We start from the raw sequence: 21,462 nt of genomic DNA, 5'->3' as shown, positions 1-21,462 counted from the left end.
GCTAAATAATAAAGTAATTTTAGTTGCTGGTGTGGGGCCGTGGATTGGGGAGGGATGTCGCCAGAAATATTCTTGATGAGGGCGGATCTGTTATTATGGGAGATTTAATAGAGGATCAATTGCTGGAAATACAGCAATTGATCCATCAGGAAAGCGAACCTTTGCACAGCATCTTAATTTAGCAGATAAGCAGAGTAACGCAGATTTAATAAAAGCTGGTTATGAAAAATTTAACCGCCTTGATGGAGTAATCTAGGTTGCTGCTTATGATAATACAATGGGCGGATTATTGGATAACAATTTAGAGGATTGGGATAAAGTATCGGAAATAAATATCAAAGGTACATTACATTTAGTACAGGAAGCTGTTCCTTATTTGAAAAAAGATGAGGGTGGGGCAGTAGTGTTTATCGGTTCTGCTTCTGCTGCCATCCCAAGCGAGGATTTTTTACAACTGAGTTATGGTATTGGAAAAGGAGCATTGAAAACAGCAACGCATTATTTATCTAAAGAGCTGGGGCCTTTAGGGATAAGAGTAAATAATGTTGCACTGGGATTTAAATGGGGTCCAGTATTGGAATCGGCCTTTCAGGCACAGGCAGATCAATATGATCTCACTCTGGAGGAAGTAACAAAACCAGTGAAAGATAAAATGGCTCTCCGCCGCTTTCCAATAGACGATGATGTGGCAAAATCCTGCATATTTTTTTGTTCCGATTATGCAAAAAATGTTACAGGGCAGAATTTATATGTGGATGCGGGATATGTATTGAATTGATGGTGTAAGAATGTAGATAGTGATTATTTATATTTAAACCATCACCCGCTTCCATAAAAAGACACCTCTTCTGTTTTGGTTTTGACTCCAGATAAATCATTTATACCAAATAGGAGAGGTGTCTTTTTACCTGATGTGACCATTAAATCAATTATTTAGATGTTCTTATATTGCAGGTTTTTCTTATTCAATTTAATTTTTTGGCGCTCTATATCCAGCATCTTGAGCTTCTGATTCTGAACAAAACCATTCAACGACATTTGTTGTTCGATCATAGTAGGTGCTGCCAGGCGTATGGTAGATTCCGGATTTACTTCCTTTAATGTTACAATCACCTTCAACTGCCTGCGATGTACTGTCATCAGCAGAGTCTTCTTCAGAGGTCTCTGAAGCGTCTGCAGTGGAATTACTGGAACTGCCAGCTTCTTGGCTTGCTTCCAGCTGCTGTTGTAATTCACTATTGCTTTCTTTTAATGCAGCGATTTCCTCAGATAGTGATTCATTTTCTTCCTTAATTGCCTCATAATCTTCTAATTTTTCGTTTTCTTCTTTGAGTGCAGTAATTTCCTCAGACAGCGATTCATTTTCTTCTTTAATTTCCTCATAATCTTCTAACTTTTCATTTTCCTCTTTTAATTCGCCAACCTGACTTTGTAAATCATCATATTCTTCTTGAAGGGTGGAATTAGCATTTTCTAATTCTTCAATTTCAGCAGTTAATTCCTCATTCTTTTCTATTTCTTTATCTAAGTCCGCAGCATTATCAGTACCTTCAGTACCGCACCCGCTTAAAACAGTGAGAAGCATAGCAAACGCTAATACGGGGAGAAGCTTTTTCTTCATTTTCCCTTTGGATGATGGATGCGATAAAGTATAGATGGCTAAGCTTGATAATATAAAAATCATTGATAATACGAGTAGAGTATCCATAGTTATACCTCCATTAAAAGTCCAGTGTATTTAATATGTAATATTATGACAATCAGCAATTAGTTTACGGCGCAACAGTATTTATCGATTAATTTATACTTGTAAGTGCAGCTGTTGCTTACGCACTAATCCAAAAATAGATGTAGCATGATATGTTATTTCTTTCAGGGCATCTGCGGTAAAATCAATAGAGTTTTACCAAAATAAAAGGAACAAAGCAACAGTTGTATGTTAAACGCTTTCTTTTCACTTCCTCTCTTTTTAATATGTATTAAAAAAGCATTCGTTTATAAAGCAATACTTACTTTATAAAATTTTTTATTAAATAGTAACTATTATAAATAATGTAACATATTAGTAATGTTTTTGTAAAATTTTCTTAAATTAATAGAACAATGGGCTGTCATGTTATTGGGAAGATAACGATTATTAGCTGATTTGTCATTCAACAAAAGTAAATGAATGACAAAGGTTATAAATACTCGGTAAAAGTAATGACTGAAACTATGGAGGGAGGGTATTGTTGAAGTTCATTGTTTTGAAAACTCTACTTGTTTCAGGTGTATGTGATGCGTCCTATATAATATTTAGGAAAAACTGAATATGTTGTTAAGGAATAAGATAATCACCGTTTTTAAAAGATTAACAGAATAAGTGTCTATTTCTCCAATTATCAAGTAGAATAATTGGAAACACATATAAATTGGAGGGAAGGAATATGACACAGCAATATAATTATAAAAATGCGCAATTGATAGAAATGGATGCCCCCGCTCCTGATTGCACAGAAACACCGATAATGATAGATGATAAAACGATGCAACTGCGAAGAGAAAAGGTTTTACAAGAGATGCAGCGGAATGATTTGGATGCATTACTGATTTATGCAGATGTGGAACATGGCGGAAATTTTGAATATTTAGTTGGTTTTATTCCCAGATTTGAAGAGGCTTTACTGGTCCTTCATTCTAACGGAGATGCTTTTCTGATTTTGGGAAATGAAAATTATAATAAAGTACAATATTCAAGAATTTCGGCGCAGGGAATTCACTGTCCACACTTTTCCTTGCCTAACCAGCCTATGGAACCTCACAATACCATTTCAAGTGCTCTTCAGGAAGCTGGAATGAAGAAGGCAATGAAAATTGGAATGGCAGGCTGGAAGCATTTTACCAGCAGCGTCGAGGATAACCAAACTCTATTTGATATACCTTCTTTTATCGTAGATGCTGTAAGGGAAATTATTGAAAAGGAAGGTTCCATTACTAATAAAACAGATATATTCATTGCCGGGGAACGTGGCGTGCGAAGGGTGAATAGTGCTAATGAAATTGCGCATTATGAATTTGGAGCATCGCTGGCCTCAGATTGTGTTTTACGAACAATGGACAAACTGGAGCTTGGTATTTCTGAGATGCAATTAGGAAATGAGCTCCATGCTTACGGTCAAAGAAATAATGTCGTAACGATCGCATCAACAGGTGAAAGATTCGAAAACGGTAATCTATATCCAACTCCAGAAAAGGTAAAGTTAGGAGATGCAATCTCTTTAACAGTAGGATACAAAGGCGGATTATCGAGCAGATCTGGATATGCTGTAATGGATAGCTCTGAATTGCCAGATAGCAAAAAAGATTATGTGGAAGATTTGGCAGCGCCATATTATACCGCAATTACAGCCTGGCTGGAGAATATTCAAGTTGGGATGACAGGTGGAGAATTGTATAATTTGGTTAATCAGGTATTGCCGCAGGAAGAATATCATTGGGGATTATGCCCGGGGCATTTGACAGCAGATGAAGAATGGCTATCATCACCTATATATAAGAATTCAGATGAATTAATCAAAAGCGGAATGATTTTTCAGACAGATATTATCCCTCGTGTTGCGGGATATGACGGGGTCTCGGTTGAAAGCACCGTAGCTCTAGCTGATGAGTCGTTAAAGCAGGAGATTAGAGACGAATATCCAGCACTTTGGGAAAGAATCATTAAAAGGCAAAAGTATATAAAAGAGATACTTGGAATCAATCTAAGCGAAAATGTTTTACCGTTATGCAGTACGGTTGCTTACCTGCGCCCGTATCTTTTGAATAAAAAGCTTGCGTTTCATTATGACCATAGCAGATGATATTGAACAATCAATAGTTTGTGCGAAATATTTAAGTACAGTAGAGCAGAATAGAAAGCCATTTAAAGGTTAGCTGTAATTATAAAGTAAGTAACAAATATGATAAAAATTTTTGGGGAAAGAAGTAATGTAAACAATAAAAAACTTACGTAATAGCCTGAAACCGATAGATTCATTCTAACGGTCTCAGGCTATTTCATTTCCCTTAATAACGTTCTTCATTATGAATTATGTCATTTAATAAATATAGTTTTTGTTCATTACGCGTACAAACATTGAACGGAAATGTAATTGTAAATGAAAGCGGTTGATAATAACATGAAATTAGGAGGGATGCTTAATGCTCGAGCGAAGGTCAATTGACATTATGGAAACCATTTTAGGCAACCCCAAGATTACAATTAAAGAACTGGAATTAAGAACCTCATTGACAAGGAGGAAAATTGCTTATGATTTAGAGAAAATCAATTATTGGCTGAAAACGAATAATTTACAAGAAATCAAGAAGGATCAGCAAAAAGGCTTGAGTTTTCCTGGAGATGCGAATGAAATATTGAGCATTTTAGAAAAAAAGGATATAAAGGGCACTTTAAATGAAGAAGAAAGAAAATGTATCATTTTTTTCTATTTATTTATGCAAAATGAAGAGATTTCTCTGCTGCATTTAATAGACGTCGTGGATGTAAGCAGAGGTACAGTAAATGATGATCTAAAAAAATTATCCGCTAACCTGAAAGAATACTTTTTGGAGATTTCCTATTCCAGAAAAAATGGTTATTACATTAACGGAAATGAACAAGATATACGAAATGTTCTTATCATGTTCATTGTAGAAATTATTTTTAAAGGGACGAATAGAGAACTTCTGGATTTTGTTTTAGATGAGGAGATATTTGAAGAGATTACTTGTGTTTGCAGCAGGTATTTTCAAGAGCATCAAATCATTCTGTCTGATAATAATTTTTTGGAGATATGTTATATCATCGCTTTTGTTTTTATTAGGAAAAATAATACGCAAAAGTGGATTGAAATGGATAACCAATTTGAATTTCATCGTTATGATGAATATAAAATTGCCCGGGAGATTTTATCCAATCTGAACTTTATTCATGAGAGCCAAGAGGATTATGCAGCATTTTTTACATCCTTAATGCTATCTTTTTCTTCTGTTCAAATAAGTCAAAAAACGAACGATTACTATTTGCTGAAGGATTTTTTATTTGAGATTATCACTAAGTTGGAAACAACCTATGGGATAGATATTGGAGATAAAGAAAGCGCATTCAAACAGATTTATTATCATTTAAGGCCGGCGTATTATCGTATCTTATTTCAATATCCGATAATCAATCCATTAAAGAGAAAAATTCAAGAGCAGTATAGCTTTTTATTCAAAATATTAAAAGATTTGTTTGAATCTTCTTATCTGCCCAATGGAAAAATGGTATCTGACGATGAAATAGCCTATTTAACGATACATTTCGCAACACTGATGAAAGATAAGAAAACGAAAAAAATATATGCGTATACAGCAGCGGTTGTATGCCCAAATGGAACAGGGTTATCGCTGATTCTCTATAATGAGCTGACTAATCTTTTTCCAGAAATTAAGTTTCTTCAACCATTCTCACTTAATGAGCTGGAGACTATCAGCGATAATGTAGATGTTATTTTTTCTACAAGGTTAATAAAAAGCTCCAAGCCTGTTTTTATCGCCAGTCCCGTGATGACGGATATTGAAAAGGAAAATCTGGTGAAAAATTTCTACAGGTGGAGTAATAAAAGTGTTTGTATTGATAATAGTTCCATTGTAAAAGAACTGACCAAAATTATTAGTAATTACAGCGAGATTAAGGATCCATTAAACCTGAATAAAGCATTAAGTAATATCACTGCTAATTATTTAATCTTTGATAAGAAAAGGAGACTTCCGATGTTGAGCGATATTATGACTGAACCACTCATTCAGTTGAATATTGAAGCTACTGACTGGAGAGATGCGATTAGAAAAGGCGGCGAGCTTTTGATTGCCAATAATAAAGCATCTGCTAATTATGTGCAAGCAATGATTGATTCAGCGGAAGGAAATGGATCATATATTGTTATTACAAAAAATGTAGCTTTACCACATGCAAGGCCAGAAGAAGGGGTAAAGGATCTGGCTATCAGTATGATTACTTTATCCAAGCCGATCAAATTTGGAAACAAAGAAAATGACCCCGTAAAATATGTATTTTGTTTATGTGCCGTCGATAACTCTACGCATTTAAGAGCTATGTCGAATCTGGTTCAGTTGTTGGATAAGAAAGAGTTTTACAGTAAGTTGGATCGTTCTGTTGATTCCAAAGAAGTTGTTGATTTTATAAAGAAATGTGAAAAGGAGCTGGAAATGTAATGAGAGAAATATTAGTAGCATGCCGAACAGGGATGGGAAGCAGTACGATGTTGAAAATAAAGGTAAGTCAGGTAGTAAAGGAAAATAATTTTCCATTTAACGTTACCCATGACACGATGAGCGCAGTTAGTCAGTTTTCGGGAGACTTATTGATAACTCTGGAGGATTTAGTACCAGACGTAGAAGACAAAGTTAAATATGTTATCGGAATTAAAAATTTAATGAATAAGGAAGAAATAAAAAGCAAAATTGAGAAGTATCTGGAAGAAGTAAAAGAGTAACTCAAGAGAGGGTGAATCGTAGTGGAACTTTTAAGGGCGTTTGCCATTGATTTATTAGGTACTGCAGCAATTCTTGTAGGGTTAATGGCTTTTATTGGGCTTGTTCTGCAAAAGAAGCCGTTTGATGAAACGTTAACAGGGACTTTGAAAACGATTGTAGGATTCCTGATATTTTCAATTGGTTCAGGTGCAGCGGTTTTATCTCTGGATAGTTTCCAGGCTCTTTTTGGTGAAGGGTTTGGTCTGGATGGTGTTCTGCCATTAGCTGAAGCAGTTACAGCTTTAGCACAGGACAGGTTTGGGACGGTTGTATCTCTTGTTATGCTTTTTGGCTTCCTGTTCAATTTATTATTTGCCAGGATTACTCCATTTAAATATATATTTTTGACAGGGCAGCATAACCTTTATTTTGCAGCATTGCTTACGGTTATCTTAAAAGCGCTGGATGCAAGTAATTTTACAATTGTTGCGGTTGGAGGAGTTATTTTGGGACTGGCAGCCTGCCTATTCCCGGCTATTGCTCAGCCGTATATGAGAAAAATTACAGGTGATGATGAAATTGCTTTGGGTCATTATGTAAGTGTAGGTTACGCCATTTCGGGATGGGTAGGATCTAAGGTTGGTAAACCGGAGGATACAACAGAAAATTTAAAACTGCCAAAATGGCTTTCTATGTTTAAAGACTATGTCGTCGGTGTCAGTATTACTATCATTATATTCTTTTACGTAGCTACGTTTGCCGCAGGGCCACAATTTGTTGAAACAATTTCGGAAGGAACCAATTGGCTGGTATATCCGTTAATCCAGGGGCTGACGTTTGCTGCTGCACTGTATGTCATTATTACTGGTGTAAGGATGCTGTTAGGGGAGATAGTGAATGCATTTGTAGGTATTTCTGAAAAATTGATACCAAATGCAAAACCGGCGCTGGATTGTCCTGTCGTATTTCCATTCGCCCCAACTGCAACTGTTATAGGCTTTTTATCTGCCTATGCAGGCGGACTATTATGCATGTTTTTATTCGGTATTCTCGAAATGTCCGTCATTATCCCTGTTGCTGTTCCATACTTTTTCATAGGAGCGACAGCAGGAGTATTCGGTAATGCTACCGGAGGCTGGAAGGGCGCCATGGCAGGAAGCTTTGTTGTAGGTATTCTGATTGCAATTGGACCAGCAATTATCTATCCAATCATGGCAAATATCGGTCTGGTGGGAACTGCTTTTCCAGAGACGGACTTTACCATTGTTGGATTATTAGTCTATTACATTGGAAAATTCATATTAGGTTTGCTATAAACTGAAAGGATGATATAAATGAGAACACAGACAATAGAAAAAATATCAGATTTATCCGTTGCTACAATTAGAACATTGGCGATTGACAGTGTAGAAAATGCCAATCACGGTCATTTAGGAATGCCTTTAGGAGCGGCACCGATGGGATATACACTCTTTAAAAATGTGATGAATCATAATCCAGAGAATCCGCATTGGTATAATCGCGACAGATTTGTACTAACGTCCGGCCATGGCTCTATTTTATTATATACATTGCTGCATTTAAGCGGATATGAGGTCTCAATTGATGATTTAAAAACCTTTAGAAAACTTGGAAGTATCACTCCAGGTCATCCCGAGGTTGATATAACCCCTGGGGTAGAAGCTACCACCGGGCCATTGGGACAAGGGCTTGCTATGACAATCGGTCTGGCACTTGCTGAGGCACATTTGGCAGAGAAATATAATAAACCGGATTTTGATATTGTGGATCATTACACGTATACGATATGTGGTGATGGAGACTTAATGGAAGGTGTAGCCCAGGAATCCGTATCTCTGGCAGGGCACTTAGGGTTGGGGAAATTAATTGTGTTATATGATTCTAATGATGTGTGCTCTGATGGTGATCTCAGTGATACCAATTCAGAGGATGTCCAAAAAAAGTATGAATCAATGGGATGGCAGGTCATTCGCGTGGAGGATGGAAATGATATAAACGAAATCGAAAAAGCTATTCAGTCGGGTAAAGAGGAGAAAAATAAACCAACATTAATTGAAGTGAAAACAATCATCGGGTTCGGTTCTCCCAATAAAAGTGGAACAGCAGCTATTCACAGTAATCCTGTTGGCCCGGAAGAATCCGATTTGATTAGAAAAGCATACGGATGGGATTTTACGGAAGATTTTTATATTCCAGATGAAGTAAAAAAAGATTTCTCTGCTATCCTTGAGAATGGAAAAGCAAGTGAAAACGAATGGGAGAATTTATTAGAAGCGTATCAAAGAAAATATCCAGAGCTGTCTGAAGAATTTCTGGCGTCAATGGAAAATAACTTTGAAGTAGAAGAAATAAATATAAACTTTGAAAAAGAAAAAGTAGCAACCCGCTCTGCATCTGGAGAAGTATTGAACGCGATTGCTGATAAAATACCATTAATAGGCGGCTCTGCTGATTTAGCTTCCTCCAATAAGACAACCATTAATGGAAGTAATTTTATAAGCAGAAATGATTATAGCGGAAGAAATATAAATTATGGTGTTCGTGAATTTGGTATGGCTTCGATTGCTAACGGATTGGCATTACATGGAGGGCTTAAACCTTACACCGGTACATTCCTGGTTTTCTCTGACTATATGCGTTCAGCTATACGAATGTCTTCGATAATGAATAAGCCATTGATATATATTTTTACGCATGACAGCATCATGCTGGGGCAGGATGGGCCTACCCATCAGCCGGTAGAGCACCTGGCTTCATTAAGAGCGATGCCGAATCTAAATGTTATTAGACCGGCAGATGCTAATGAAACTGCGGCTGCCTGGGAAATTGCGATTCATTCTAAGGAGACTCCGACTGCGATTGTTCTTGGCAGACATGACGTACCTGTATTAGAAACCGCAGATAAAGAGGGTGTGAAAAAAGGAGCTTATATTATATCCAAAGGTAATGGAAAAGCGACTGGCAAAATAATCGCAACTGGTTCCGAAGTAGAACTGGCAATAAAAGCTCAAGCAATTTTAGAGAAAGAAGAAGTATATGTTGATGTAATTAGTATGCCAAGCTGGGAGCTGTTTTTAAAGCAGGATGATGCTTACAAAAATGAAATTCTTCCTAAGGAGATTAAGAATATTTTAGCGGTGGAGATGGGTTCATCTATCGGCTGGAGAGAATTTGTCAGAGCTGATGGAGATATGTTGACCATTAATCATTTTGGGGAGTCTGGAGATGGACAGGAATTAGCTGGGAAGCTTGGTTACTATCCTGAAAATATTGCTGATAGATTTAAAAGGCTGGAAGAGAAAAATAGTAGAGAAAAAGTGTAAAATTAACGATTTAATTCATGAAATGAAAAGTGATTAAGTTTTTCTATAAATATAAGCATATTATAAGATTAGCGGGTAAGGTCATTGAAGATGACCTTACCCGCTATTTTTGAAATAATGATAATAAAGGAACGCAACAACTGTGCAAATTTTAATTAACCTTTCATCCAGCCATCTGATTAAATACAGCTAATTTAAAGAGCATCCCCAAGCTCATTCATAATTCATGTAAACAACGCTTACAAAATGATATAATTACATTTACAAATGTAATAAAATAACAAAGAGTAGTTATGCTGCAAAGCAAAATACATATCGGTCCAATTGTATAAACAGGAGGAGTCTCAGATGTCAATATTAAATACATACATACCATTTATCGAATTTATGGGAAGGTCGCTTGGTTCTGATGCAGAGATCATTCTGTATGACGCAAAAAAAAGCCAGGTGGCTTACGTTTATAATGCAAGGAATGAGGGGGTCAGCGTGGGAAGTCCTATGCCAAGCATTGAAAAAAGATTCTTAGAACAGGGAATCTATGAAAATGAATCCGCCATTATTAACTACCGAGCTTTTTCTGCAGACCACAGTAAGCTGCGCTCATCTACTTATTTTATTAAAGATGAAGATGGAGAGTTGGCTGGTATTGTTACAATTAACTTTAAGGTTGATGAGCTTATCGAGCTTCGTTCCCTGATAAACCGCTTAATTAATGGAACCGAAACAACAGAGCAGGCCGAAGATTACTATGAAAGCTTTGATTTATCCTTTGAAGATTTAATGCATAAAACCATTCAGGAGGTAATGAATAAAACAGAAGTTCCTCCTGAAAGAATGTCCACTGAAGAGAAAATTGAGTTGATTCGTGCTTTGGATGAAAAAGGACTCTTTCTATTAAAAGGCTCCGTGGCAGAGCTTTCTAAAGTAATGAACGCATCGGAAACATCCATTTACCGTTATATAAGTAAATTATAGAAAAAATTTTTAATGAAGAATAGCAAAAAATACAGCCCTTCTAGTACTTAACTGCTTGTACTGGAAGGTTTTTTTGTTTGTAAAAATTATAAAATTCACAAAAATAAATAAAACGTATTGTAAACGCTTTATTATGGTGGTAAAATATTATCAAGGTGATAAATTATTATCAATAAAAGAGAGGCAGATGTGATATGGACTTTATGACAGCAGAACCATTTCGAATCAAGATGGTAGAAAGAGTTAAAAAAACAACAAAAGATGAAAGACAGCAATGGTTAAAGGAAGCTGGCTATAATGCGTTTAAGATAAAAGCGGAAAATGTTTATATTGATTGTTTAACAGACAGCGGAACTTCTGCCATGAGCAGTGAACAATGGTCTGCATTAATGCTTGGGGATGAATCGTATGCAGGGTCTAAAAGCTTCTTCAAACTGGAGAAGTCCGTCCAGGATGTCTTTGGGATGCCATACCTTCAGCCGACACATCAAGGGAGAGCAGCAGATTATATCATGGCAAACCTTTATGCAGAGAAAGGGAAATTTGCTATTGGTAATATGCATTTTGATACATTTAGAGGAAATGCGGAAATCCTGGGAGCATTGGCAGTCGACTACGTAGTGGATGCCGGGAAGGATACTGCCAGCCCGGCACAGCCATTTAAGGGAAATATTGATTTAGATAAAATGCAGCAGCTGATTGATGAAAATGGGCCGGAACAGATATCTGTCGTGATTATAACCGTAACCTGCAATAATAATGGAGGTCAGCCGGTCTCCATGCAAAATATCCGTGAGGTCAGTGAATTGGCAAAACAATATGATATTCCGGTAGTTATTGATGCAGCCCGGCTTGCTGAAAATGCTTATTTTATCAAGACCCGTGAGAAGGGATACCACGATAAATCCATTAAAGAAATTACGAGAGAAATGTTTTCTTATTGCGAAACTGCTACAATGAGCTCCAAGAAGGATGGCATGGTGAATATCGGCGGATTATTTGTAACGAGAAACAAAGATATTTTAGAGAAAGCACAGCAGATGGCAATTGTACATGAAGGGTTTATCACTTATGGAGGGCTGGCCGGCAGAGATTTAGAGGCGCTGGCTGTAGGGCTTCAGGAAGGCTGCGATGAGCAGTACTTGGAATACCGGATAAAACAGGCCGAATATCTGGGGGATCGTTTATTAGAAAAAGGTGTTCCAATTATTGAGCCGACTGGAGGACATGGAGTTTATGTCGATGGAAGAAGATTTTTCCCGCATATACCACAGCATGAATTCCCATCTCAGAGACTGGTTGTCGCTCTTTATGAAGAAGCCGGTGTCCGTGCAGTAGAAATAGGAGCATGTGCATTTGGCTCAAAGGATCCGGAAACCGGTGAAGATATATTCCCGGATATTGAGACCATGCGGATTGCCATTTCAAGACGGGTTTATACAAACAGTCATATGGATGTTATTGCAAATGCTCTTGGAGAGATATACAAAAATCGGGAGCAATATAAAGGAATGAAGCTGGTCTACGAGGGTTCAGTTACATCCTTAAGGCATTTTACAGCAGGATTTGAACTTCTATAAAAATGACAGATTACGTTTATTCTGATCAAAATAATTCATAACAGCGGGAGGAAAAGAAAATGAAAAAATATATTAAAATTGCAGCGGGACTTGCACATGTAGACTATGGACATATTGCAGATATTGTGAAGGAGGCATCTGACGCCGGAGCAGATTATATTCATTCCGATGCAGCAGATATGCATGATTTGAAAAATATGCAGCTAATGGGAGGTCATCAGATTATTGAGGGAATCCAGCCTGTGACAGATAAACCGATTGAATGTCATATTTATACACGTGAATGTGATCGTTTATTTATTGAAAAAATTGCTGCGGCTGGCTGATTATTCCAGCTGAACATTTTATCGGTGCACCGCTTGCTTATATTATCAATTATTGCCGGGAATTTAATATGAAGGTCGGCTTAACAATTGGCTGTTATACACCGCTATCCTTTGTGGAGGAATCTGTTTATGATATTGACCGGCTGCATATTGTAACACATGGAGTGGATGAAACAGATGGGAAAGATAACTGGGGCTGGAGAAGATCTTCGATAGATTTGGTTAAAAGAGCAAGAGCGCTTATTAATGAAAAAAATCCATCCTGCGAGTTGGCAGTAGACGGAGGTTTAAGAGATGATAATTTATCCGAAATGTTAGCAGCAGAACCGGATGTGATTATTTTATCTTCAGGTATTTTTAAATATAAAGACGGTATTACAGCAGGAGTAAAGGCATGCCGTGAAGCAATTGATACAGCAAGTGTCGAGCATTTTGGAGAGTAGTCTCTGAGAGGAGGGAAAGCGTGGAATTTTACTTTTACTCACCAACCAAAATTTATTTCGGTCAAGGTGTACGGAAAAAAGCAGGGAAGGCTGCAGTATCTATAGGAAAAAAATGTTTAATCGTTCGAACTCCTTTTAAAGATCGAGGGAGAGAAAAGTATTTTGAGGAGATAACGGCAAGCTTAAAAGAAAATGACATTCAATATGCAATTTTTGATCAGGTAAAGCCGAATCCGACAACAGATATGGTGAACAGTGGAATTGGAGTGGCTCGAAAAGAGAAGGTTGATTTCATTATTGGATATGGCGGAGGATCATCCCTTGATACAGCGAAGGCTATCGCCTTGTTCACAAAGAATGAAGCGCTGAGCTGGGAAGAATGCTTTCAAAGGTTTTCAGATCCTTTTGCTAATAATGCTGAAGCTGCAGAAATGCTTCCGGTTATTGCGATTACGACAACTTCTGGTACAGGATCCCAAGTGACCCAGGCTGCTGTAATCACAGATTCTGAATCTAATGATAAAATGACGATTTTTCATCCCGATTTGATACCCGAGATTGGCCTGATTGATCCAGAGCTAATGCTGACAGTTCCAAAAAGAGCGACAGCAATTACCGGTTTTGACGCATTAAGCCATGCGATGGAAAGCTATTTAAATCCCAGGGCGTCTAATTTAACAAAATCGCTGTCGCTTCAAGCGATAGAGATGATTGTGGATGCATTGCCTGAGCTTCTTAACGATCTGCAGAATATGGAACTGCGGAAAAAATTAGCTTACGCGGATACGGTTGCAGGTATCTGTTTGTCTAATGCAGGTGCGGAAGCTCCGCATCCAATAGGAGAAATAATAAATGGATACTATCCTGACTTGGCTCATGGTGAGACCCTGGCGTTTGTATACCCGACTTATTTTGATTATGTAAGTGGGATTGCTCCCGATAAAATGAGTGAACTCCTTATCATTTTTAAAAATTATGTTCCAAAAAATTCAGAGCGATTTGGTGAAAAAGCAGCTGGAACGCTGATAAATTTTCTGAAAGCAATTGAATTGGATGCCTCCTTGTATACACTGGAGATGCCTGAGTCGATTGCCGAAGCAATAAGGAAGAAGCTAGTATTTAACCTGCCGCTGACAAACGCAGAGAATTTACAAAAAATATTTAATGAAAGCTTGCAGCAGAAGAATTAAAAGAGTCCATCGACATTGATGTGGGATGGCAGGAATGGGGTGAAACGGTGAAATACTTCATTGATACCGGTAATCAGCAGGAGATCGACGAAGCTATCGAATGGGGAGTGGCAGGAATTACAGCAAATCCTTCCATGTACCTCAAAGAAAATATCAGCTTCTATGATTTTTTAGAACGAAACAGCAAAAAGGATGGATTACTGACAGCAGAGGTCGTTGGGAGCCGTCTGCCGGATATGATAAACCAAGCTAATCAAATTACTGCGGTATCCAAAGAAATCATTATTAAGCTGAATTATTCTCCCTCCGCTCTGAAAATGGTCCATCATTTACGCAGAGAAAAGATACGAACTGCCATGACATTAGTCTTTGATATAAACCAGGCAATGATGGCGCTAAACACCGGTGTAGATTACTTATTCTTATTCGTTGCCAGAAATGAAGAAATTGGCGTAGATGGAATGGCCTTTGTAGAAGAGGTTTCCAACATTATCCGATTAAAAAACTATCAAACCGAAGTGGTTGCCGCAAGTGTTCGTAATAAATTTCAACTGAATCGGGCTGCTTTATACAGTGATTATATTGCTGCTCCATATCAATTAGTGAAGGAAAGCTTTCAGCACCCCTCTACATTATCTGGATTAACGCAGTTTGAAAAGGATATGGATCAGGTTCTGACTGTAGAGGGTTTTTCCAATGAATAATTATATCCGATTATATCAGGAGAAGCTGCAGCTTTATGAGGAGCAGCTGATGGAAGACTTGGCCGAACTGGTAGCAATTCGTTCTGTAAGAGATGAGGAGACCAAAAAGCCAGGTGCGCCATTTGGAAATGAAATTCGGGAAATTTTTGACCGGATGACAGCAATTTCTGAGCGGGATGATTTTAAAAGCACTAATTTTGATGGGTATGCGATGCATGTTGAGCATGGTGACTGCAATGAAATCATTGGTATTTTGGCGCATTTGGATATTGTTCCGGAAGGGGAAAAAAAAGACTGGCTTTTTGATCCGTTTACTTTAACAAGGCATGGAGATTATCTATATGGAAGAGGCGTAAATGACGATAAAGCTCCTGCACTTGCTGCCTATTATGCTTTAAAAATATTACGTGATCTGGATTTTAAATTTGATCGAAAGGTCCGCATTATTTTAGGCGGCGCGGAAGAGACAACGTGGGAGTGTATGGATCATTATTTTAAGCATAATGCCCAGCCAATGATGGCATTCTCTCCAGATGGAGATTTTCCGATTGTTCATGGAGAAAAGGGAGTACTTCAGGGGACATTCTTTCAGAAAATAGAGCCGTCAGCTGACGCATACCCTCATCATCTGATAGAAATAGAGAGTGAGAAGCAGCGGGGATATATTTGTGAAAGGTTAAGAGTAGTCTTTGAGAGCTCCTATCCAATGGAATTAAAAGACTTATTGGAAGGTGCGGAGGAAACGGTTATTGCAGGCAGCTACATCATAGCTTTTTATAAAGGAGATAAGGCATTGTCCAGAAATCCGCATAAAGGAGAAAATGCATTATTTAGATTTGCTAAAGATCTGATGGCAATCGAAAATGCGAACGGAAGTCTACTAAAATTAAAAAAGCTTCTCATCAAATATTTCTGCAATGATATTCACGGGGAAAATTTAGGGCTATTCTTAGAGGATAAGGATATGGGTATAACTACATTCAGCATACCTTACTTATTATATCAAAATAAAAAGCTCGAAATTGGTTTTGATTATCGTTATCCCAAAGGACAGGAATCAAAAGTGGCCAAGAGAAACCTGGAGAATTTTTGCGAGAAAAATAATTTGAATTTTACAATATATAAGGAGTTCGGGCTTTTATATATTCATCGGGAATCACAATTAATTCAGACCCTGCAGCAGGCTTATCAAAATATAACTGGAAATACGCCGGAATGTATTACAAAGGGTGGAATTTCTTACTCGAGAGCATTGCAAAACTGTGTCGCTTTCGGCCCAACATTTCCGGGAGATATCCCGAATACACATAAGCCAAATGAGCGGATTAAACTGCAAACTCTTTATAAGGCCGTTATGATTTATTGTGAAACCATACGATTACTAGCGACAAAATCTTAAAAGTACAATGCTTATCTCATAGTAATAAAACAATATTTCAAACTTTGTAATGAAGCCGCTTCAGTGAATGAAGGGTTTCCATAACATAATAATTACCAATATTAGCTAAATTATTAAGCATTAATTATTGGTTAAAGGATATGTTTCCTTAAAATTATCCCAAGATACTCCTATCCGAGAAAAATAGTATTATTCTTTAATCAACAGCAAGATTTATTTTAATTAGGCTATGTATACTGACAGATTTATTTTTACAGAAATCCAAGTCAATCCTATCAGCATGGAGTTTACCTTAAGTTAAATAATAGGGAGTGAATTAAGATGAAAGAAAGAATTCAGGCATTTGCCGGTTCTATGATGATTCCAGTAATTTTATTAGTAGTTGCCGGAATTTTCATTGGAATAGGGTCTGCGTTTGCTAATATGGAAAACGTTGAAGCACTTCATTTAGGCTGGCTGGTTAAAGAAGGAAATTTACTTCATGGTTTCTTTGTAATTATTAATGATTTAGGTTTTATGGTTATGCGTTTCCTTCCTGTATTTTTTGCAGTCGGCCTTTCGTATGGTTTGGCAAGAAAAGAAAAAGGCTGGGCAGCTTTTGCTGGACTTGTAATCTTCCTGGGATTAAATACTGTAATTAATTCAATGCTTGCGATTAACGGGCTTACTCCTGAAACCACAACTGTAGAGGCATTAATGGAATCAGGGTATTCTACACTGGAGGCTCAAAATTATAACTCTTTGTTTGGTACGGTTTTAGGCATCTTTACGTATGATATGAGTATTTTCTCCGGTCTGATTGCCGGAATAGTAACCAGTATGATTCATAATAGATATTGTGAGAAGCAGCTTCCAAATGCTTTGTCATTTTTCTCTGGACCGAGATATGTTATTATCCTTGTTTCTATTGCAGCTGTTCCCGTTGGAATATTTCTTTACTATGTGTGGCCGTATATTGGAGCAGGGCTGGCAAGCTTAAGTAACTTTATTACCACAAGCGGTCTGATAGGGACTTTTGTATTCGGCGCCGCGGACCGTGCGCTATTACCAATTGGCATTCATCATTTAATTGCCTTTCCAATTGAGTATACCCGAGTAGGCGGAGAAATGTTGATTGATGGTACGGTATTTGAAGGAGTACGAAATATTATGCTTGCACAGATGGGATCGCCGGAAGCAAGTGAGTATATTGTCCGCAACTTTACCACCGGGCGAATTTTATTCCACTTTGGAGGACTTCCTGGTGCAGCACTGGCAATGTATTTAGTAGCGAAAAAGGAAAACCGCAAAAAAGTAGCAAGTATTATGATTCCCGCAATTTTAACAGCGGTATTAATTGGTGTTACCGAACCGATTGAGTATACCTTCTTATTTGTTCAACCATTACTATATTTCTTGATTCATGTTCCTTTATCGGGATTGTCCTATGTATTAACGGAAATGTTACATGTTTCGATTATTGGTACAGCAGTACGCGATATGTTTCCGAATCTGCTGCAGCCTGACAAAGTGCATGCGATGTTCTTACTCATTTTAATCCCTGCATATTTCGCAGCGTACTTTTTCTTATTCCGATGGGATATTCTTAAATTTAATATTAAAACACCGGGTCGTGAAGAAGGCGAAGGAATCATTAAATTATTTTCGAAAAAAGATTATAAAGATCAGCAGGATAACAGGGAGAATGAGGAGCCAAATCAAAAGAACGATCAAATTGACGGTATTATCGCGGCACTGGGCGGCAAAAGTAATATTATCGACATTACCAACTGTGCAACGAGATTAAGAGTGAAGGTGAAGGACGGCAGCGTAGTTCAAAATAATAATACATGGGTGCAATCACTTGGTGCCAAGGGAGTAGTCAGAAATGATAATGCTCTCCAAATTATTTTTGGTACACATGTTATTACATTAGCTGCGCAGGTGAAAGAGAGATTGGGAATGGAGTAAAAAACGTTTTTTGTTTGAGCTATTTATATTTACTAAAGAATTTTTTGTAAAATAGGCAAATTATTCAATACAGTGGGGAATATATCTTATAGATGAGTAGAGAGAGCTTACCTTATAATGATGGAAAAAATGTATTAATAAGTCATAAATTTTAATAAAAAATACAAAAAAGAACCGTCAAAACTCAAAAAGTGACTTTCTACCATGTTAGAGAGTCACTTTTATAATCAGGAACTTTAAAAGGACTACAAAGAATATATTCTTCAACCGTAAGTAATTTTGAAACAAAATTTATTATACGGTGAAAATATCATATAATTCAAATAAATATTTAATATTCGATAAAAAATATTGACTAATTTAAACTTTTCTGTTAAATTCCTTTGTAACCGGTTACAAAGTTGGGAGGACGGAAATGACAACAATTAGAGATGTTTCTAAGTATTCTGGAGTGTCTGTTGCAACGGTTTCCAGGGTTCTAAACAATTCAAATAAAGTTAAATCTACAACGAAGAAAAAAGTTTTACAAGCAATTAAAGAATTAAATTATAAACCTAATGCTGTTGCTAAGACGCTTTTTAAGAAACAATCATATAGTATAGGGTTAATTATCCCAGATATTAGTAACCCGTTTTTTCCTGAAGTAGCAAGGGCCGTAGAAGATACTGCAAGACATTACGGCTACAGAGTTATTCTTTGTAATTCTGACGGAAATAGTGAAAAAGAAAAAGATTATGTTGAAACTTTATCCCAAAATCATGTAGATGGATTGCTTGTTACTTCTATATCTGAAAATAGCGATAATTTTAAAGGACTCCATATGCCTGTTGTTGCATTAGATAGAAGTAAGGGTAAAGAGATACCTTGTGTTTATGTAGATAATTATGAAGGAGGGAAATTAGCGGCGCAAACCCTTTTTGAAAATGGAGGGAAGGTATTCGGTGAAATTAGTGGACCATCTAATCTTATCACTGCTAAGGAAAGATCGAGAGGATTTCATGATTTCCTAAAAAAGCAAAAAACGACTGCTATAACATATGAAAGCGAGTTTGATTTTAAGCATTCTATTGTAGTCGCTGGTCGACTTTTGGATGAAAACCCTGAGGTCGATTCCGTATTTGTTGGAAATGATCAGATTGGGATTGCTTTGCTAAAAGAAGCAATGTTAAGAGGTATACGTATTCCAGATGACTTGCAAATAATCGGTTTTGATGGAATCGAAATTGGAGGGCTAATAACGCCTTCTTTAAGCACAATACAGCAACCAATATATGAATTAGGTAAAGAGGCTACTAAACTTTTATTAGCTCTGGCCAATAAGAAAAGTGTTGAGCAAACGTCTATATGTATGCCAATAAATTATGTGAAAAGAAGTACAACTATTGGTTGATTATTCTTTTTATTAATAAAATGTAACCCGTTACAAGTTAAAAAGGAGGAAAATATCTTGCCGAATAATGGAAATTTTATTCTTAATTTATATCCATCAACAAAATTTATGCTGCCCCTGTTTATAACTATTTCGATCTTTTTAGTGCCCAGTTATCTCTATGCTTATATGATGTTACCCTTATGTATTGTGATTGCTTTAATAGCAGGAGTAGCAAAGCAATTTCTCAATTTAATAGTTAAAGGATTAGTGCTGCTCGTTTTATTTATCTTTATTATACAATCGGTTATTGCACCTGGAGAAGAGATACTTTGGAGCTGGGGGATTATTTCAATTAAAGAGGAAGGCGTTATGCTCAGTCTTACTTTGACATCTAGAATCGTAGCCATTGCATCTGCTTTTCTTTTATTTTTTAGAATTACTTCTATCCGGGATATTAGCCAGGCTCTTGAAAAGGTAGGGATGTCAACTAAATTTTCATATGCTATTCTTGCTACTTTTCAATTTATACCTGAAATAAGTAAGCGATCTAAAGTTATTATGGATGCTCAAAAGGCAAGAGGGGTAGAAACGGAGGGTTCTCTATTAACTAGAACAAAAGCCTTTGTACCTGTCTTAGGTCCACTGGTGTTAAGTTCTATTGCTAATACAGAAGAAAGAGCAATTACCTTAGAAACTAGAGCATTTTCAACAAAAGGTAAAAAAACGAGTCTTCATAAACTTCATAAAACAAAAACAGATATGTCCATTCAAATTTTAGTAATTATATTCATCATTTTTCTAGCTGTAGGGAGGGTACTGATTTGGAATTGATACAAGCCAAAAATATTAATTACAAATATCCAATTAATGATGGTCAATCTACTCTAAAAAATGTGAATTTTTCTATTCAGCGAGGTGAACTTTATTCCATTATAGGGAAAAATGGGGCTGGGAAAACGACCTTATGTAATGTTATCCGCGGGTTTATTCCTCATTTCCATAGAGGTGAATTAGATGGAGAACTTCTAATTGAAGGAAAAGATATTCGAGAATGGGATATGAGTGATTTAGCTAGTAAAATTGGATTTATTTTTCAAAATCCATTCACGCAAATAAGTGGAGTAAAAGATACTGTCTTTGACGAAATTGCGTATGGTTTAGAGAACCTTGGAGTAGATATTGATGACATAAAAAAAAGAGTAGAGCAGATTATTGATTTATTAGGAATAGGAGATCTGGCTGACAAAAATCCATACGAGCTTTCAGGTGGACAAAAGCAAAGAGTAGCTTTTGCTGCTGTTATTGTAATGGATCCAGATATTTTAGTAATTGATGAACCCACTTCCCAACTTGATCCAAAAGGAACAAAGGATATTTTTGAAATCATTAAATTTTTAAAAGAACAAGGGAAAACTATTATTCTAGTGGAACATAAGCTTGAATTAATTGCTGAGCATTCAGACTATGTTTTTGTTATGAATGACGGTGAAATTGTGCTGGATGGAAAAGTTGATGAAGTTTTGTCGATGCCGAAAGTGCTGGAATATGATGCGGGCCTCCCTCAATACGCTCTATTAGGTATAGAAATGAATAGAAAAGATCCGAGATTTAATCAGATTCCTATAAATAAATCGCAGGCTGAGTTGGAGATTAGTAAATGGTTACAGAGATAGGAGGCATATAG

At 36.8% G+C, this 21,462-nt stretch carries 18 protein-coding genes and 1 pseudogene; 18 read left to right on the top strand and 1 reads right to left on the bottom strand.

Annotated features, from left to right (window positions below; genetic code table 11):
• Positions 1 to 44: 44 nt before the first annotated feature.
• Together MHH51_RS19450 and MHH51_RS19445 are read left to right on the top strand one after the other, a co-directional pair.
• A complete protein-coding gene (locus tag MHH51_RS19450) occupies positions 45 to 182 on the top strand; it encodes a hypothetical protein (RefSeq protein WP_246145098.1) in 138 nt (45 codons plus the stop codon).
• A gap of 89 nt (positions 183 to 271) precedes the next feature.
• Positions 272 to 778 (top strand): annotated as a pseudogene (locus MHH51_RS19445) (SDR family oxidoreductase); the annotation flags it as partial.
• A gap of 192 nt (positions 779 to 970) precedes the next feature.
• Here MHH51_RS19445 and MHH51_RS19440 read toward each other — a convergent pair.
• A complete protein-coding gene (locus MHH51_RS19440) occupies positions 971 to 1,708 on the bottom strand; it encodes a hypothetical protein (RefSeq protein ID WP_339283087.1) in 738 nt (245 codons plus the stop codon).
• A gap of 718 nt (positions 1,709 to 2,426) precedes the next feature.
• Between MHH51_RS19440 and MHH51_RS19435 the strand changes: the two genes are divergently transcribed.
• From MHH51_RS19435 to MHH51_RS19360, 16 genes are all read left to right on the top strand, one after another.
• Positions 2,427 to 3,839 carry an aminopeptidase P family protein gene (locus tag MHH51_RS19435; RefSeq protein ID WP_339283085.1) on the top strand — a complete coding sequence of 471 codons (1,413 nt, stop codon included), beginning with the start codon at positions 2,427 to 2,429 and terminating at the stop codon, positions 3,837 to 3,839.
• A 340-nt stretch (positions 3,840 to 4,179) separates the two neighbouring features.
• Positions 4,180 to 6,234: a BglG family transcription antiterminator gene (locus tag MHH51_RS19430; RefSeq protein ID WP_339283083.1), complete on the top strand. Its 2,055-nt coding sequence runs from the start codon at positions 4,180 to 4,182 to the stop codon at positions 6,232 to 6,234.
• Positions 6,234 to 6,515, top strand: a complete 282-nt coding sequence (locus MHH51_RS19425) for a PTS sugar transporter subunit IIB (RefSeq protein ID WP_077601624.1) — start codon at positions 6,234 to 6,236, stop codon at positions 6,513 to 6,515. The genes MHH51_RS19430 and MHH51_RS19425 overlap by 1 nt, the downstream gene beginning before the upstream one ends.
• Positions 6,516 to 6,536: 21 nt before the next feature.
• Positions 6,537 to 7,811 (top strand): PTS ascorbate transporter subunit IIC, encoded by a 1,275-nt coding sequence (locus tag MHH51_RS19420; protein ID WP_147210019.1) that lies wholly within the window; start codon positions 6,537 to 6,539, stop codon positions 7,809 to 7,811.
• Between the two features lie 18 nt (positions 7,812 to 7,829).
• Entirely contained in the window at positions 7,830 to 9,839 is a 2,010-nt protein-coding gene (tkt, locus tag MHH51_RS19415; protein ID WP_339283080.1) for a transketolase, read from the top strand.
• Positions 9,840 to 10,187: 348 nt separating this feature from the next.
• The gene (locus tag MHH51_RS19410; RefSeq protein ID WP_339283078.1) at positions 10,188 to 10,814 is read left to right on the top strand and encodes a PAS domain-containing protein; all 627 of its coding nucleotides are present in this window, start codon (positions 10,188 to 10,190) and stop codon (positions 10,812 to 10,814) included.
• 194 nt (positions 10,815 to 11,008) lie between these two features.
• Positions 11,009 to 12,394, top strand: coding sequence for a tryptophanase (locus MHH51_RS19405; protein WP_156985047.1), 1,386 nt, complete (start codon positions 11,009 to 11,011; stop codon positions 12,392 to 12,394).
• Between the two features lie 59 nt (positions 12,395 to 12,453).
• Entirely contained in the window at positions 12,454 to 12,720 is a 267-nt protein-coding gene (locus tag MHH51_RS19400; protein ID WP_339283075.1) for a hypothetical protein, read from the top strand.
• Positions 12,717 to 13,163, top strand: a complete 447-nt coding sequence (locus MHH51_RS19395) for a hypothetical protein (protein ID WP_339286326.1) — start codon at positions 12,717 to 12,719, stop codon at positions 13,161 to 13,163. Before MHH51_RS19400 ends, MHH51_RS19395 begins: the two co-directional genes overlap by 4 nt.
• Before the next feature lie 20 nt (positions 13,164 to 13,183).
• Positions 13,184 to 14,353 (top strand): iron-containing alcohol dehydrogenase, encoded by a 1,170-nt coding sequence (locus MHH51_RS19390; RefSeq protein WP_339283073.1) that lies wholly within the window; start codon positions 13,184 to 13,186, stop codon positions 14,351 to 14,353.
• Positions 14,354 to 14,400: 47 nt separating this feature from the next.
• Positions 14,401 to 15,057, top strand: coding sequence for a transaldolase family protein (locus MHH51_RS19385; RefSeq protein ID WP_339283071.1), 657 nt, complete (start codon positions 14,401 to 14,403; stop codon positions 15,055 to 15,057).
• Positions 15,050 to 16,456, top strand: coding sequence for a Sapep family Mn(2+)-dependent dipeptidase (locus MHH51_RS19380; RefSeq protein ID WP_339283069.1), 1,407 nt, complete (start codon positions 15,050 to 15,052; stop codon positions 16,454 to 16,456). The genes MHH51_RS19385 and MHH51_RS19380 overlap by 8 nt, the downstream gene beginning before the upstream one ends.
• Positions 16,457 to 16,777: 321 nt before the next feature.
• A complete protein-coding gene (locus tag MHH51_RS19375; protein WP_339283067.1) occupies positions 16,778 to 18,406 on the top strand; it encodes a PTS transporter subunit EIIC in 1,629 nt (542 codons plus the stop codon).
• A gap of 415 nt (positions 18,407 to 18,821) precedes the next feature.
• Entirely contained in the window at positions 18,822 to 19,796 is a 975-nt protein-coding gene (locus MHH51_RS19370; protein ID WP_339283065.1) for a LacI family DNA-binding transcriptional regulator, read from the top strand.
• A 57-nt stretch (positions 19,797 to 19,853) separates the two neighbouring features.
• Positions 19,854 to 20,609, top strand: a complete 756-nt coding sequence (locus MHH51_RS19365) for an energy-coupling factor transporter transmembrane component T (RefSeq protein ID WP_339283063.1) — start codon at positions 19,854 to 19,856, stop codon at positions 20,607 to 20,609.
• The gene (locus tag MHH51_RS19360; protein ID WP_339283061.1) at positions 20,600 to 21,451 is read left to right on the top strand and encodes an ABC transporter ATP-binding protein; all 852 of its coding nucleotides are present in this window, start codon (positions 20,600 to 20,602) and stop codon (positions 21,449 to 21,451) included. Before MHH51_RS19365 ends, MHH51_RS19360 begins: the two co-directional genes overlap by 10 nt.
• The last annotated feature ends 11 nt before the right edge of the window (positions 21,452 to 21,462 follow it).

Source organism: Oceanobacillus sp. FSL K6-3682, assembly GCF_037976165.1.
Classification (GTDB): Bacteria; Bacillota; Bacilli; order Bacillales; family Amphibacillaceae; genus Oceanobacillus; species Oceanobacillus sojae.
This window is presented reverse-complemented; position numbering and strand designations above follow the sequence as displayed.